Source organism: Sphingomonas panni, from assembly GCF_022664435.1.
GTDB lineage: Bacteria > Pseudomonadota > Alphaproteobacteria > Sphingomonadales > Sphingomonadaceae > Sphingomonas > Sphingomonas panni.
Genome location: NZ_JAKREU010000009.1, coordinates 1 through 13,675, shown reverse-complemented (window position 1 = coordinate 13,675; position 13,675 = coordinate 1). Strand labels below are relative to the sequence as shown.

General features: G+C 66.7%; 10 protein-coding genes and 1 tRNA gene. 2 read left to right on the top strand and 9 right to left on the bottom strand.

The genetic code is table 11. The features are described from left to right. Positions 1 to 91 precede the first annotated feature (91 nt). The 5 genes from MF609_RS15830 to MF609_RS15810 all read right to left on the bottom strand — a co-directional run bounded on the left by MF609_RS15830 (position 92) and on the right by MF609_RS15810 (position 8,802). A complete protein-coding gene (locus MF609_RS15830; protein ID WP_242417119.1) occupies positions 92 to 2,482 on the bottom strand; it encodes a TonB-dependent receptor in 2,391 nt (796 codons plus the stop codon). Positions 2,483 to 2,785: 303 nt separating this feature from the next. Further along, positions 2,786 to 4,879, bottom strand: coding sequence for an acetate--CoA ligase family protein (locus tag MF609_RS15825; protein ID WP_242417118.1), 2,094 nt, complete (start codon positions 4,877 to 4,879; stop codon positions 2,786 to 2,788). Between the two features lie 158 nt (positions 4,880 to 5,037). Next, positions 5,038 to 5,874 carry a p-hydroxycinnamoyl CoA hydratase/lyase gene (locus MF609_RS15820; protein WP_242417117.1) on the bottom strand — a complete coding sequence of 279 codons (837 nt, stop codon included), beginning with the start codon at positions 5,872 to 5,874 and terminating at the stop codon, positions 5,038 to 5,040. 86 nt (positions 5,875 to 5,960) lie between these two features. Further along, complete coding sequence (locus MF609_RS15815) at positions 5,961 to 7,367, bottom strand: aldehyde dehydrogenase (protein ID WP_242417116.1); 1,407 nt, start codon at positions 7,365 to 7,367, stop codon at positions 5,961 to 5,963. 157 nt (positions 7,368 to 7,524) lie between these two features. Continuing rightward, on the bottom strand, positions 7,525 to 8,802 hold the full coding sequence (locus MF609_RS15810) for an MFS transporter (RefSeq protein ID WP_242417115.1): 1,278 nt from the start codon (positions 8,800 to 8,802) through the stop codon (positions 7,525 to 7,527). Positions 8,803 to 8,996: 194 nt separating this feature from the next. On the opposite strand from MF609_RS15810, the gene MF609_RS15805 reads away from it, so the two are divergent. Together MF609_RS15805 and MF609_RS15800 are read left to right on the top strand one after the other, a co-directional pair. Beyond that, the gene (locus MF609_RS15805; protein WP_242417114.1) at positions 8,997 to 10,103 is read left to right on the top strand and encodes a 5-methyltetrahydropteroyltriglutamate--homocysteine S-methyltransferase; all 1,107 of its coding nucleotides are present in this window, start codon (positions 8,997 to 8,999) and stop codon (positions 10,101 to 10,103) included. 249 nt (positions 10,104 to 10,352) lie between these two features. Next, the gene (locus tag MF609_RS15800) at positions 10,353 to 10,838 is read left to right on the top strand and encodes a hypothetical protein (protein WP_242417113.1); all 486 of its coding nucleotides are present in this window, start codon (positions 10,353 to 10,355) and stop codon (positions 10,836 to 10,838) included. Between the two features lie 10 nt (positions 10,839 to 10,848). Here MF609_RS15800 and tnpC read toward each other — a convergent pair whose 3' ends face one another. From tnpC to MF609_RS15780, 4 genes are all read right to left on the bottom strand, one after another. Continuing rightward, a complete protein-coding gene (gene tnpC, locus MF609_RS15795) occupies positions 10,849 to 12,492 on the bottom strand; it encodes an IS66 family transposase (RefSeq protein WP_242417112.1) in 1,644 nt (547 codons plus the stop codon). A gap of 57 nt (positions 12,493 to 12,549) precedes the next feature. Next, the gene (gene tnpB / locus MF609_RS15790) at positions 12,550 to 12,903 is read right to left on the bottom strand and encodes an IS66 family insertion sequence element accessory protein TnpB (protein WP_242417111.1); all 354 of its coding nucleotides are present in this window, start codon (positions 12,901 to 12,903) and stop codon (positions 12,550 to 12,552) included. Further along, positions 12,900 to 13,361 carry an IS66-like element accessory protein TnpA gene (tnpA, locus tag MF609_RS15785; protein WP_419723110.1) on the bottom strand — a complete coding sequence of 154 codons (462 nt, stop codon included), beginning with the start codon at positions 13,359 to 13,361 and terminating at the stop codon, positions 12,900 to 12,902. Before tnpA ends, tnpB begins: the two co-directional genes overlap by 4 nt. 187 nt (positions 13,362 to 13,548) lie before the next feature. Then, positions 13,549 to 13,625: transfer RNA gene (locus MF609_RS15780), tRNA-Met, on the bottom strand. Positions 13,626 to 13,675: the final 50 nt, after the last annotated feature.

The following is a 13,675-nucleotide window of genomic DNA, read 5'->3' as shown; positions in this document are numbered from 1 at the left end:
GCGTCACCCCGGACTTGATCCGGGGTCCCGCTTCTTCTTCTAGCGGCCGAGAGAAGCGGGACCCCGGGTCAGGCCCGGGGTGACGCGGGGATCAGAACGACGTCGACAGCTGCGCGAACCAGTTGCGCGGGCGGGCGAAGATACGCTCGGCATAGCCCAGCGTCGCGAGCGACGCATTCCCCTGGATCAGGTAACGCTGGTCGAGGACGTTGTTGACGCCCGCGCTGATCTCGATCCCGTTGGCCAGCTTCAGGCCCACCGAGGCATTGCCGACGAAATAGCCGTCCTCCTCGATCAGCGGAATGCTGCCGGTGATGAACGTGATCTTCGACGTATAGCTGCCATCGACCCGCGGGGTGAGCGTCACGTCGTTCCCCAGCTCGATCTTGTACGACAGGCCGAGATTGGCCTGGAGGTCGGGGGTGAAGGGCAGGTCGTCGTTGGGCGTGACGGTCGCGGTCGCACCCGGGATGGGGGTGATGCTCTTGATCTTGTCCTTCAGCACGCTCAGCCCGCCATCGACCGACAGCCCCCACGGCGCGCGCCAGTTGGCCTCCGCCTCGAACCCGCGGATGCGCGCCTCGCCGGCGTTGAACAGCAGCGGCACGACGCCCTGGCGGAAGATCAGCTGAATGTCCTGATATTCCGCCTGGAATGCGGCGAGGTTCAGGCGCAACCGGCCGAGATTGGTCTTCACGCCCAGTTCGTAGCTGGTGACGCTTTCGTCCGAAAACGGCACCGGCAGGTTGTTCGACGTGGCGGCATTGTACCGGGTGTTGAACCCGCCCGACTTGAAGCTCTTGGCATAGGAGGCATAGGTGCTGACCGCCCCGCTCCAGCGATATTGCACGCTCGCCGAACCGGTCAGCGCGGCGAAGTCGCGCTGGAACGGGCGGGGAAAGATGAACAGCGGTCCGCCCTGCGTCGTCGCCAGCGTCGGCAACGGGTTCGGGTCGGGCTGGGTCGCGGGGAACAGGTTCAGCACCGTCCCCTGATAATATTTGCGGTCGGAGGTGTAGCGCAGGCCGCCGCTGACCTCCAGCCGCTCGGTCGGCGACCACGTCGCCTCGCCGAACAGCGCGACCGAATTGGTCTTCAGGCGCGACACCTGCAAATCGCGGCTGCCGGGACCGCCGGCCAGCAGCGAGCGGATGACCGGCGGCGATGGCGGAAAGGCAAGGAACACCGTCGCGCGCTCGTCGGTCGCCTCGTTGAAATAATAACCGCCAAGGATGCCGCTGACCTTGCCGAAGTCGAGCTGGAGCTGGACCTCCTGGCTGAACTGGCTCGATTGCGACCCGACATCGGTGGTGATGAGCGTCAGCGGCGTGTTGTCGGCGTCGCGGATCCCGCGAGAGCTGGTTTCGCGATAGGCGGTGATGAGCTTCACCAGCGCCTGTTCGGTCAGGTGGATATTGGCGGTGCCGGCGACGCCCCACACCTCCGACATGCTCATCACCGGCGCGTTGCCGCCGTTCACGAAATCGCCCTTGGCCTGCAGGTCGTTGGCGCAGCGCGCGTCGTTTATCATCGGCACGTTGGGCGCACCGAAGCGGCGGTCGCCCGGCACGATCGGCGAAAAGGGGATGGTCGCGCCGGGGCAGCCGGCGGCGACGCTCGCGATCGCGGCGACCGGCGCCTGTTCGTTGACCCCGGCCAGCACGAACGGCGCGCCGTGTTCGTCGCGACGCGAATAATCGGCGCGCAGGAACAGGTCGAAATCGCTCGACGGCTCCCACTTCAGCGCGCCGTTCAGCGAATAGCCATTCTCGTTGCCGAGATCGAGGCCGTCGACCGCGCGGATGACATAGCCGTCGCGGCGGCGGAACCCGCCCGACACGCGCGCGGCCAGCGTCTCGCCCAGCGGCACGTTCACCGCCGCGAACCCTTCGCGCAGATCATAGTCGCCGACGCGCAGCCGGGCGCGCACGCTGGTCTTGCCCAGTTCCGGCTGGCGCGTGCGCACCAGGATCGCGCCGCCGATGGTGTTGCGCCCGAACAGCGTGCCCTGCGGCCCGCGCAGCACCTCGACGCCGTCGATGTCGCCGAAATCGATCGCACCGCCGACCGCCCGGCCAAGATATACCTCATCGAGATAGATGCCCACGCCCGGATCGACGGCGGCGGTCGGATCGACCTGCCCCACGCCGCGGATGAACACCACCGATGCCGCGCTGTTGCCCGACAGCTGCCCCGCCGGCTTGAACTGCAGGCTGGGGGTGATGCGTTCGAGGTCCTGGGTCTGCACGATCTGCCGCTGGTCGAGCATGTCGGAGGTGAACGCCGAAATCGCGACCGGCGTGTCCTGCAGGCTTTCCGCACGGCGGCGGGCGGTGACGATGATCTCGCCCTCTTCCTGCTCGGTGGTGGCAGCGGGCGTGTCCTGCGCCGACGCGGCGACAGGGATGGCGGCAACCGCCAGGGCACCGATCGCGGCATGACAACGCAGCACGGCAAGCATCGTCGAACGAAGGCCAGTCATAGCATCCTCCCAGGATGGGGAGATCTGTCGCTCCCCTTTTCCCGCAGGCTACGCGACCAACTGCTATTGTCAATAACTGTAATACTTCATCGCTACATTTTGCGGACTGGCAGTAGATAAGACCTACATTGCGTTCACCAGATAGGGAACGGCTGTTCCATCCCCTATCGTCACTCCCGCGCAGGCGGGAGTCCATATGCGCCAGCGTTGCCAATCCAGCCGAAACGTCAGGTGTTATGGATTCCCGCCTTCGCGGGAATGACGAAAATCCAGGATCGTCGCTGAATATCGATCGGCCCTGATTCAATTTACATCGGCAAGGATCAGCGCGTCGAGCGCGACCACCCCGTCGCCCTTGGGATAGACGACGACCGGGTTCAGATCGATCTCGCGAATGGACGGCGTCCCCGCCAGCACCCGGCCCAGCCCGGCGATCAGCGCAGCGACCGCATCGACGTCGAGCGCGGGCGAACCGCGATAACCGTCGAGCAGCGCTCCCTGCTTCAGCGCGCGCAGTTCGGCGACGATCGCGTCATGCGTCAGGTCGATCGGCAGCAACCGGACGTCGTGCAGCAGCTCGGCGGTGACGCCACCGAACCCGACCAGGATCACCGGCCCCCAATCGGGGTCGTTGCGCGCGCCGACGATCAGCTCGACGCCGCGCCGGCCCATCGCCTCCACCTGCGCGCCGTCGAGCGCGATGGTCGCGTCATAGGCGGCGACATTGGCGTAGAGCCGGTCCCACGCCGCCGCCAGCGCGGCATCGTCGGCGATGTTCAGCAGGACGCCGCCGGCATCGCTCTTGTGGCTGAGCGCCGCCGCCTGCGCCTTGATCGCGACCGGATAGCCGACGCGCCCGGCAATTGCCTGCGCCTCGGCCACGGTCGCGGCGAACCCGCCCGCCGGGAACGGGATGCCGACCGGCGCCAGCAATTCCTTCGCGCGATATTCGGGGATGACCCCGGCCGGCAGGTCGAGCGCGACCGGATCGGCCTCCACCACCGCAAAGTCGTGCGCGGCGTGGCGTAGCAGGTGCCGCAGCGCACGGAACGCCCGGTCGGGCGACGGGAAATAGGGCACGCCGATCGCGCGCAGCCCGGCGATATACTCGGCCGGCACCGGCGCGCCGTCGTCCAGCCCGGCAAAGAGGACCGGCTTGTCCGGCGCGAGCGCGCGTACCGCGTCAATGATCGCGGGGAACTTGCGCGCCGAGGTCGCCGGATCGGTCTGGATGATGCCGAACACCAATGCGGCATAGGCGTCGTCGGCCAGCAGCGGGATCAGCGTGCGGCGATACAGGTCGGGGTCGACCAGCGCCTGCGCGGTCAGGTCCATCGGGTTGGACACGGGGATGAAATCGGGGATCGCGCCGCGCATCGCCGCCGCCGTCGCCCCCGCCATCGGCGGCAGGTCGAGGCCGATCGCTTCGGCCAGGTCGAGGGTCAGCGCCTTGAACGCGCCGCTTTCGGTCAGCACCGCCGTGCCGCCGCGCCGCACCGGCTTGGCGCGCACCGCGATATCGATGACATCGCCCAGCGCTTCGAGGCTGTCGACCAGCACGACGCCGGCACGCTCGACCTTGGTCCGCATCAACTGCCAGTCGCCCGCCATCGCGCCGGTATGCGTCGCGGCACTTTCGCGCGCGGCGCTCGACGTGCCGGGGTGGAGCAGGACGATGTGCTTGCCCGCCGCGCGCGCCTGTTCCGCAAGCGCCAGGAAGCGCGCGGGCTGGCGGAACTGTTCGACGATCATCGCAATCGCCTGCGTCGCCGGATCGGCAATCAGATGCTCGACATAATCCTCGACGCCCGACGCCGCTTCGTTGCCCGTGGAGATCGACGCGGTGATGCCGAGGTCCTTCGCCATCAGCGTGGTGCCCAGCACGACGGCCATCGCCCCCGACTGGCTGACGATGCCGACCGCCGGCTTGTCGCCCAGGTCCAATACCGGCGCCTCGACAAAGGTCAGCGGCACCCCGGCGGCATAGTTGACGAGGCCGAGGCAGTTCGGCCCCTCGACCACCATGTCGTGTTCGGCGGCGATCCGGGCGACCTCCGCCTGTGCCGCCAGCCCCTCTTCGCCGCCTTCGGCGAAGCCTGCCGAAAAGATGATTGCCGCGCCCACCCCGCGCGCCGCCAGCGCCCGGACCGCGCCCAGCACCGCCGGTCCGGGAATCGCCAGCACCGCCGCATCGACCCCCATCGGCAGATCCTCGATCGCCTTCAGGCAGGGCCGCCCGTCGATCGTATCGCGCTTCGGGTTGATGAGATGGATGGTGCCGGCATAGCCGTGCCGTTCGAGGTTGCGCAGCACCGAATTGCCCAGCGCCCCCGGCGTCGGCGATGCGCCGACGATGACGACCGAACGGGGGGTGAGCAGGCGGGAAAGGTCGGGCATGGAATGTGTCCCTTTCCTCCCCGTTCACGAGGAGGTGGCAGCGCACAGCGCTGACGGAGGGGGGGTGTCCACGCAACGCAACCGTTCCGGATGGCGGCCCCCCCCTCCACCATGCTGCGCATGGTCCCCCTCCCCGCGCGCGGGGAGGATCGTTCAGGTCAGGCTTTCGCGCGATCCTTGTCGTACGCGCCCAGCCCGGGCTTGTAGCTCTTCTCGTCGATGAACTGGCGGATGCCTTCCTTGCGGCCTTCGCTGTCGTAGGAATTGGCCGCTTCCTGCGCACGGACCAGATAGTCCTCGGCATCGTCATAACTCATCACGCCGACCCGCTTCATCGCGTCCTTGGTCGCCTTCAGCGCAACCGGGTTCTTGGCCAGCAGCACCTTGGCCACCTCGGTCACGCGGTCCTTCAGCTGCGCCAGCGGATGCGCCTCGTTGACCAGGCCCCATTCGACGGCGGTCCTGCCGTCGATATTCTCGCCCATCATCGCGTGGTACATGGCTTTCCGGAACGGCATCAGCTCCTGCGCGACCTTGGTCGCACCGCCGCCGGGCAGGATGCCCCAGTTGATTTCCGACAGCCCGAACTTCGCCTCCTCGGCAGCGAACGCCAGATCGCAGGCGAACAGCGGGCCATATCCGCCGCCGAAGCACCAGCCATTGACCATCGCGATCGTCGGCTTCTGATACCAGCGCAGCCGCCGCCACCAGCCATAGCTCTCGCGTTGCGCCTTGCGCGTGCCGCCCAGCCCCTGCGATTCCGTCTCGCGGAAATATTCCTTCAAATCCATGCCCGCGGTCCAGGCCGGCCCCTCGCCCGACAGCACCAGCACGCCGACATCGTCGCGAAACTCCAGCGTGTCGAGGACCTCCATCATGTCGCGGTTCAGCGTCGGGCTCATCGCATTGCGCTTGTCGGGCCGGTTGAACCGTACCCAGGCGATGCCACCTTCGACATCATAGGCGACGACGCCGTTGCTGCTCGTTTCGGTCATGTGCAAACCTCTTGCTGGCGCCGGCAATCGGGTTCGCCGGCGAGAATGTCGGATGGGAAGGGCGACGCGCCACGCGCGCAGTGGCGTCAAATCGGATAATGGCCCGGCTGGGTCTCGATCGTGATCCAGCGCAGTTCGGTGAAGGCATCGATCCCCGCCCGCCCGCCGAACCGGCCATAGCCGGACGCCTTCACGCCGCCGAACGGCATCTGCGCCTCGTCATGCACGGTCGGTCCGTTGATATGGCAGATGCCCGACTGGATGCGCTTCGCAACGCGGAGGCCCCGCGCGGTATCGCGGGTGAATACCGATGCCGACAGGCCATATTCGGTGTCGTTGGCGAGGTCGATCGCATGGTCCTCGTCGCGGGCCCGGATCACGCCGACGACCGGGCCGAAGCTTTCGTCGCGGAACAGCTTCATCTCCGGCGTCACCTTGTCGATGACGTGCGCGGGCATCAGCACGCCGTCCGCGTCGCCGCCATTCACCTGTACCGCGCCGGCCGCGACCGCATCGGCGATCAGCGACTGGACATGCGCGACCGTCTTCTGGTCGACCACCGCGCCCAGCGGCGTCTTGCCTTCGCGCGGGTCGCCGACCGCCATGGTCCGCACCTTGGCGGCGAATTTCTCGACAAAGGCGTCGGCGACGCTGTCGACCACGATGATCCGTTCCGTCGACATGCAGATCTGACCCTGGTTCATGAACGCGCCGAACGCCGCCGCCTTCACCGCCTCGTCCAGATCGGCATCGTCCAGCACGATCATCGGCGCCTTGCCGCCCAGTTCCAGCAGTACGGGTTTGAGATGCTCGGCCGCGCGCCTGGCGATGATGCGGCCGACATGGGTCGATCCGGTGAAGTTGATCCGCCGTACATGCGGATTGTCGATCAGCGCGCCGACCACCTCGCCGGCATCCTCCGGCGCATTGGTGACGATCGACACCGCGCCTTCGGGCAGCGCCTCGGCAAAGGCTTCGGCGATCAGGCTGTGGGTGCGCGGGCATTGCTCGCTCGCCTTCAACACCACCGTGTTGCCGCACGCCAGCGGCGTGGCGATCGCGCGCACGCCCAGGATGATCGGCGCGTTCCACGGCGCAATGCCCAGCATCACGCCGACCGGCTCGCGCAGCGCCATCGCGATACAGCCCGGCTTGTCCGACGGGATCACCTCGCCCGCGATCTGCGTGGTCAGCGCGGCGGCCTCGCGCACCATCGACACCGCCAGCATCAGGTTGAACCGTGCCCAGCCTTCGGTCGCGCCGATCTCGCCCATCATCGCCTCGACGAACTGGTCCGCCTTTCCGGCCAGCGCATCGGCCGCCTTGGTCAGCGCAGCGCGGCGGGCATTGGGGCCGAGCGCCGACCAAGCCGGGAAGGCGGCAGCAGCGGCTTCGACCGCCGCATTGGCTTGCGTTGGGCCGAACGCCTCCGCCGTCGTCGCGACCGCGCCGGTCACGGGATTCAAACGGTCGAACGTTTTGACGGACGCCATGGCGGCCTCTCCTTATTTGTTATGCTTCATAGCCTAAATCGAGTCGGAGGCGGCGTCAATCAGGCAATTTGCTCGAGATACAAGCTGCAGCGCACCCATCGCCGTCACCCCGAACCTGATCCGGGGTCCCGGCTCTTCTCCTACGAACGCGGCCTAGTCATGCGACCGCCACGGCCGGCCTGCCCCGCAGGAACAGCAGCGCGATCGCCGCGACCAGCGACCCCACGCCCATCAGCACCGCAACGGTCTGCAACCCGTATCCGGCGGCGAACAGGAACCCGGCGACCATCGGTGCCAGCGCCGACCCGCCACGCCCGACCCCGATGACGAACCCGGTCGCCGTGGCGCGTGCGCCGGTCGGAAAGCGTTCCGCCACCAGCGCGTACAGCCCGACGACGCCGGCATTGGTGGCGAAGCCGGCCGCCGCCGCGACGATCGACAGGCCGGTCAGGTCGCTCTGCGCCCGCCCGAACACGATCACCAGCGCGGTGGACAACAGCATCGCCCCGATGGTCAGCGCCAACAGCCGCAGCCTGCCCGTCAGCAGGCCCAGAATCAGCGATCCGGTCGCGCCGCCGATACTGGCCCAGACCAGCACGCCCGCGGCCTGCGGTGCCGGGAACCCCATGTCGACCACGATCTTCGGAATCCATTTCAGGATGAAATAGAAGGTCATGATATGCGCCAGATAGGCGAGCGTCAGCGCGATGGTGGTGCGCAGCAGCGCCGGCGAGAACAGCGCCATCACCGGGGCCTTGGCGGCAGCGGCCTTCGGTTCGGGATCGGGCAGCATGTCGACGGGGGCATGTCCCATCCGCCGCAGCGTGGCGTTGATCCGCGCCAGCGCGTTCGCCGGCCGCCGGTGCATCAGGAACGCGACCGATTCCGGCGCACGCCACAGCACCAGCGGCACGAACAACGCGCTGCACGCTGCCCCGAACACGAATACCGCACGCCAGTCATAGTGCGTCAGGAGCACCGCCGACACCGACCCGCCGACGATGGTCCCGATCGGGTAGCCGGCCGCCATCAACACGACCGCCAGCGCGCGATGCTTCGCATTGGCGGCTTCGGCGACGGCCGCATTGGTCGATGCCAGCATCCCGCCGATGCCTAGGCCAGTGAGCACCCGCCAGACCGACAGGGTGACGATCCCGCCCGCGCTCGCCGCGCCTAACATGCCGACGGTCATCATGACGAGGCAGCCGAGGATCGTCGTCCGCCGGCCCAAGCGGTCGGCGACTCCCCCCAGCAACAGCGACCCGATCGCCATGCCGACCAGTTCCATCGACAGCACGATGCCCAGCGCGGCGCGATCGATGCCCCAATCGGCGGCAATGCCGGGAGAGGCGAAGCTGATCGACAGGACGTCGAATCCGTCCAGCGCGTTCAACCCGACCATGGTCGCGACGATCCCCCATTGGAATCGCGACATCGGAGCCTGTTCGATCGCTATGCGCGGGTCTTGGGCCACGTGGTACCCTCTCCAGTTTTTTGTTATGCGGGGTAACATATACCGCTATGACCGGTCCCGACAACCGGCATTGCCGATGCTTTGCGATCGGGGCCGGGCTGTGGATAACTGTGGATAAGTCCTGTGGATAACTACGGGATAGCGGGAGAGAGACGATGCCGACCCCACCTTTTCGCGCCGATCACGTCGGCAGCTTCCTGCGACCAAAGGCGCTGATCGAGGCGCGGGAGGCGTATCGTGCGGGCACGCTCGACGCCGCCGCTTTACGCAGCGCGGAAGATACGGCGATCCGCGACGTGGTCCGCTTTCAGGAGGATCTGGGACTTCAGGGGATTACCGACGGCGAATTCCGCCGCACCTATTTCCACACCGACTTCCTGCTGCAGCTCGACGGTGTCGAGGAAGCCGGCGGGACCCAGGTCAAGTTCCACCAGCATGGCGGCAAGGCGCTGGAATATGCGCCACCTGTCATGAAGATCACGGGCAAAATCAATCACGTCCGCGATATCCAGCGCGCCGATTACGAATTTCTTGCCAGCTGCACGACGCGGACGGCCAAGGTGACGATCCCGTCGCCGACGATGCTGCATTTTCGCGGCGGACGCGATGCGATCGACGCGACGACCTATCCCGATCTGGAGGATTTCTACGCCGATCTCGCCGCCGCCTATCGCGCGGAGATCGCCAGCCTGGCCGATGCGGGATGTCGTTATCTCCAGCTCGACGACACCAATCTTGCCTATCTGTGCGACACGACCCAGCGCGAGAATGCGAGGCAGCGGGGCATGGACCCGGATGCGCTGCCCCGGCTCTACGCGCGACTTATCAACGAATCGATCCGCGACCGGCCCGACGACATGACCGTCTGCGTCCATTTGTGCCGCGGCAATTTCCGTTCGTCCTGGGCGGCAGAAGGCGGTTACGAACCGGTAGCGGAAGTGCTGTTCAACGAACTGGCGATCGACGGTTATTTCCTCGAATATGACGATCCCCGTTCGGGTGATTTCGCACCGCTGCGCTTCCTGCCGAAGGGCAAGACGGTGGTGCTGGGGCTGGTGACGACCAAGCTTGGCGAGCTGGAATCGGCGGAGGACGTGAAACGCCGGATCGAGGAAGCGGCGCGCTACGCCCCGCTCGACCAGTTGGCGCTGTCGCCGCAGTGCGGCTTCTCTTCCACCGTCCACGGCAACGACATCGAAGTCGGACAGCAGGCCGCGAAACTGCAACTGGTGCTGGACGTTGCCCGCGACGTATGGGGCTGATCGATAACGTACGCGGAGCATGAATGTCGTGATGCGGGCAGGCTGCACGCATCACGACATCTCTCGGGTACAACGCCGGCCCGTCAGTCACGTCACCCGGACCGCAGCTGTAAGCGTCCGGCCGAAGCCGTGCAGAAGCCAAGGGCATGCGCGAGAGGGCGCGCGCTAGCCCTTGTTCCGTTAGATCAACTGGCGCAGCATGGCCGGGTGACCATTGCCTCCTTCACTTTGAGAGCGTGCTGCCTTTTTATGCTGTCTGGAGCCACAGGCCTCGCGCTTGCTCAGTCGGACAAAGCGCTGGAGGCAAAAGAGGCTCTTTGGCTGGCTAAACAGCCGGCAGCGACGCAACGCGCGTTGCGTGCACAAATGCGCGAGTGGAAGACTTGCTACGCCCAGTTCGGCCACAGATCTGCTACTGCGGAAGCGGCAATCGCAGCGAAGCTAAACCCACCAAAGTTCTACAAAATCACGACCGGCGGGGTGGTCCTCTCTTCAAGCGCTCCAGGCTTATGCCCGTCCCGAACCGAAGTTTTTCCAGGCGATACTCGGCTCACTGAATTGGATGCCAAGGGCAGTAACCCACATGATGGGATGGTGATGTGGAATGGGCCGAGACAGGCTTGCTTCACTGCCGCAACGCGCTTTGCCGAACGGTTCAATCGTGAGCTTGCGCGACTGCGCCCTTCAGATGCCAAGGCGCTATGCTCAGACCTTGGTAGAACTGTTTATCGGTAATTTCAGCTACTCATCCGCTGCGATACCATGGCGCGAGTTCGCTGATGCGACTAATCGGGTGGCCGTCAGCGATACGGGTGAGCACATCGCGCAGCCAGGCTTCGGGGTCGACAAAGTTGAGCCGGGCGGTCTGAATGAGCGTGTAGATCGCGGCCGCCCGCTCGCCGCCCTTGTCCGAGCCGGCGAAGAGGTAGTTCTTGCGCCCGAGCGCCACGGGGCGGAGGCAGTTCTCGGCGCGATTGTTGTCTGCCTCCAGCCGCGCGTCGTCGCAGAAGCGGGTCAGTGCCTCGCGCCGTTTGACCGCATAGCGGATGGCGTCGGCCAGCGCGCCCTTGCCCGAGATGCGGCGCATGGTGTCCTCGGCCCAGTTGAAGAAGCCGTCCACGCCGACCCTGACGAGTTGGCGGCGTTCGAGCCGGTCCTCCGGCGGCAGCCCGCGTCCCAACTCTTCCGCCTCATACATCAGGTCGATCATGCTGACGCCGGTGCGCGCCGTGGTCGAGCCGGTCCCCTTCCACACGTCGTAGATCTTGCGCCGGACATGCGCCCAGCACGCCACCTCGACGATGGGACCGGGCTGCCGGCGTCCATCATACAGCTGGTCGTAGCCCGTACAGCCGTCCGCCTGCAGGAAGCCGCTGAACCTCGCGAGGTGCGCGCGCGGTCGCTCGCCCTTGCGGTCGGGCGTGTAGAAGTAGGCCGCTGCCGGTGGACCGATGCCCTGCCAGCCCCGGTCATCGCGGGCGTACACCCACAGCCTGCCGGTCTTCGTCTTGCCGCTGCCCGGCGCCAGCACCGGGACCGGCGTGTCGTCAGTGTGGATCTTGTCGGCCGCGAATACATGGGCGCGGATGTGTTCGACCAGCGGCTGAAGCAGCCAACTGACTTGGCCGACCCAGTCCGCCATGGTCGAGCGGTCGAGGTCAACGCCTTCTCGGGCGTAGATCTCCGCCTGCCGGTACAAGGGCAGATGGTCGGCGTACTTGGACACCAGCACATGCGCGAGCAGGCCGGGTCCGGCTTTGCCCCGCGGGATAGGCAGCGCCGGTGCCGGCGCCTGGGTGATGGCGTCGCAGCGCTGGCATGCGAGCTTGGGGCGGACGTGGCGGACGACCTGGAAGCGGCCGGGCACATATTCCAGCACCTCGGTCACGTCCTCGCCCAGCGCCGACATGGTGCCGCCACACGCGCCGCAACCCTCCGCGTGCGGGGCGGCGTGCACGACCTCATGGCGTGGTAGGTGGTCGGGCAGCGGCAGGCGCTTGGGCTTGCGCTTCTCGCGGGCGGGTGGCGGCACGCCAGCGTCGGCAGACGCGCTGGTCGCCTCGGCCTCGACCGTCTCCAACTCCTCCAGCCGCAGCTCCAGCTGCTCGATCTCGCGGGTGAGCCGCTCGGACGACTGGCCGAACTGCATGCGCCGGAGCCGAGCGAGCTGGACCTTGAGCTTCTCGATCTCCAACGCCGTCAGCTGGATGGTCGCCTTGGCCGCGCGAAGCTCGGCAGCGGTGCTGGCCAGCTCTGCTACCGCGGTTGCGAGCTCCCCAGCGGTGGTCACGCGAGCCTGCTCGACCGTTGCCAACCGGTCCTGCAACGCCTGTGCGAAGGCGCGCAGCTCGTCCGGGTCTGAGGGGAGATCGACCGTCGCCAGCGACATGGCCCATCCTACCACCAGCCCGACTCAGGCCAAGCGAAAAGGACGGAAAAGCGTCGTTCAGACGAGCGTCGGCGCGGCTACCGGAGCCGGCGCCACGGTGCGCCGCCAGTCTATGCCCTCGATGAGCAGGGCCAGCTGCGCGGGGCTTAGCACGATGCCGCCGTCGACCAGTGGCGGCCACACGAACCGGCCCTTCTCCAGCCGTTTGGCGAACAAGCACATGCCCGAGCCGTCCCAGTAGAGCGCCTTGAGATAGTCGCCGCGCTTGCCTCGAAATACGAACAGATGACCCGAGTACGGGTCGGTGCCGAGCACCTGGCTGGCGAGCGCGGTCAGCCCGTCGAAACCCTTCTGCATGCTGACCGGCTTACAGGCGAGATATACCTTCGTACCCGGTGCCAGCGCTATCACGACGCATGCCCCAGCGCCCGCAGCACGCGGGCGAGCGCCTTCTCGTTGACGTAGCTGTCGACCGACAGCCGCACGCCCGTCGGCAGATCGATGTCGATGCCACCGGGCCGCGCTCCCGGATGCGGGCGGATCAGGTCTTCTGCCGGTACGGCAGGTGACGACGGCTTGGCAGGTGCCGCTGCAGAAGTTGTCGGTGCGAGCGCCAAGCTTGGCTCGACGGGCACGGCGTTCGTCACCACGCCATACGGGATGAACTGCAACGGCTCGCTGGCGATGCTCGCCGCCTTCCGCTGCGCCGACCGCCAGTTGTAGATGAGGCTCTCGGCGATGCCGAGCCGCCGTGACAACTCCCGCACTGTCACGCCCGGCGCCGACGCCTCGGCAACCACCGCGGCCTTCTCCGCTTCGTTATAGGTTCGCCGGCGCTCCGTCCGGGTGATGACCTCCATCCGCCCCATCTCCTGACCTCCTTCTGGACTCCAGAAGGAGACCACGACCGGTCCGGACATCGACGGCTATGCTGAACGCGGCAACACGCGGCTCACCGGACGCTTACCCGCAGCGAGCACGCGTGTTTTTGGCTGGCGTTGTCTGGGTACAAACGAAAACGCCGCCCGTGAGGGCGGCGTTTCGGATGATATGCACTGGTTGCGGGGACAGGATTTGAACCTGTGACCTTCAGGTTATGAGCCTGACGAGCTACCGGGCTGCTCCACCCCGCGACACCTTTGTCGCCCATTTGGGCGGGAGGGGTATGTGGCATTGTGAATGG

Coding starts and splice junctions, on each gene's coding strand:
- MF609_RS15830 (WP_242417119.1), bottom strand. CDS start 2,482: ATGACTGGCCTTCGTTCGACGATGCTTGCCGTGCTGCGTTGTCATGCC.
- MF609_RS15825 (WP_242417118.1), bottom strand. CDS start 4,879: ATGCCCGACCTTTCCCGCCTGCTCACCCCCCGTTCGGTCGTCATCGTC.
- MF609_RS15820 (WP_242417117.1), bottom strand. CDS start 5,874: ATGACCGAAACGAGCAGCAACGGCGTCGTCGCCTATGATGTCGAAGGT.
- MF609_RS15815 (WP_242417116.1), bottom strand. CDS start 7,367: ATGGCGTCCGTCAAAACGTTCGACCGTTTGAATCCCGTGACCGGCGCG.
- MF609_RS15810 (WP_242417115.1), bottom strand. CDS start 8,802: ATGTCGCGATTCCAATGGGGGATCGTCGCGACCATGGTCGGGTTGAAC.
- MF609_RS15805 (WP_242417114.1), top strand. CDS start 8,997: ATGCCGACCCCACCTTTTCGCGCCGATCACGTCGGCAGCTTCCTGCGA.
- MF609_RS15800 (WP_242417113.1), top strand. CDS start 10,353: ATGCTGTCTGGAGCCACAGGCCTCGCGCTTGCTCAGTCGGACAAAGCG.
- tnpC (WP_242417112.1), bottom strand. CDS start 12,492: ATGTCGCTGGCGACGGTCGATCTCCCCTCAGACCCGGACGAGCTGCGC.
- tnpA (WP_419723110.1), bottom strand. CDS start 13,361: ATGGGGCGGATGGAGGTCATCACCCGGACGGAGCGCCGGCGAACCTAT.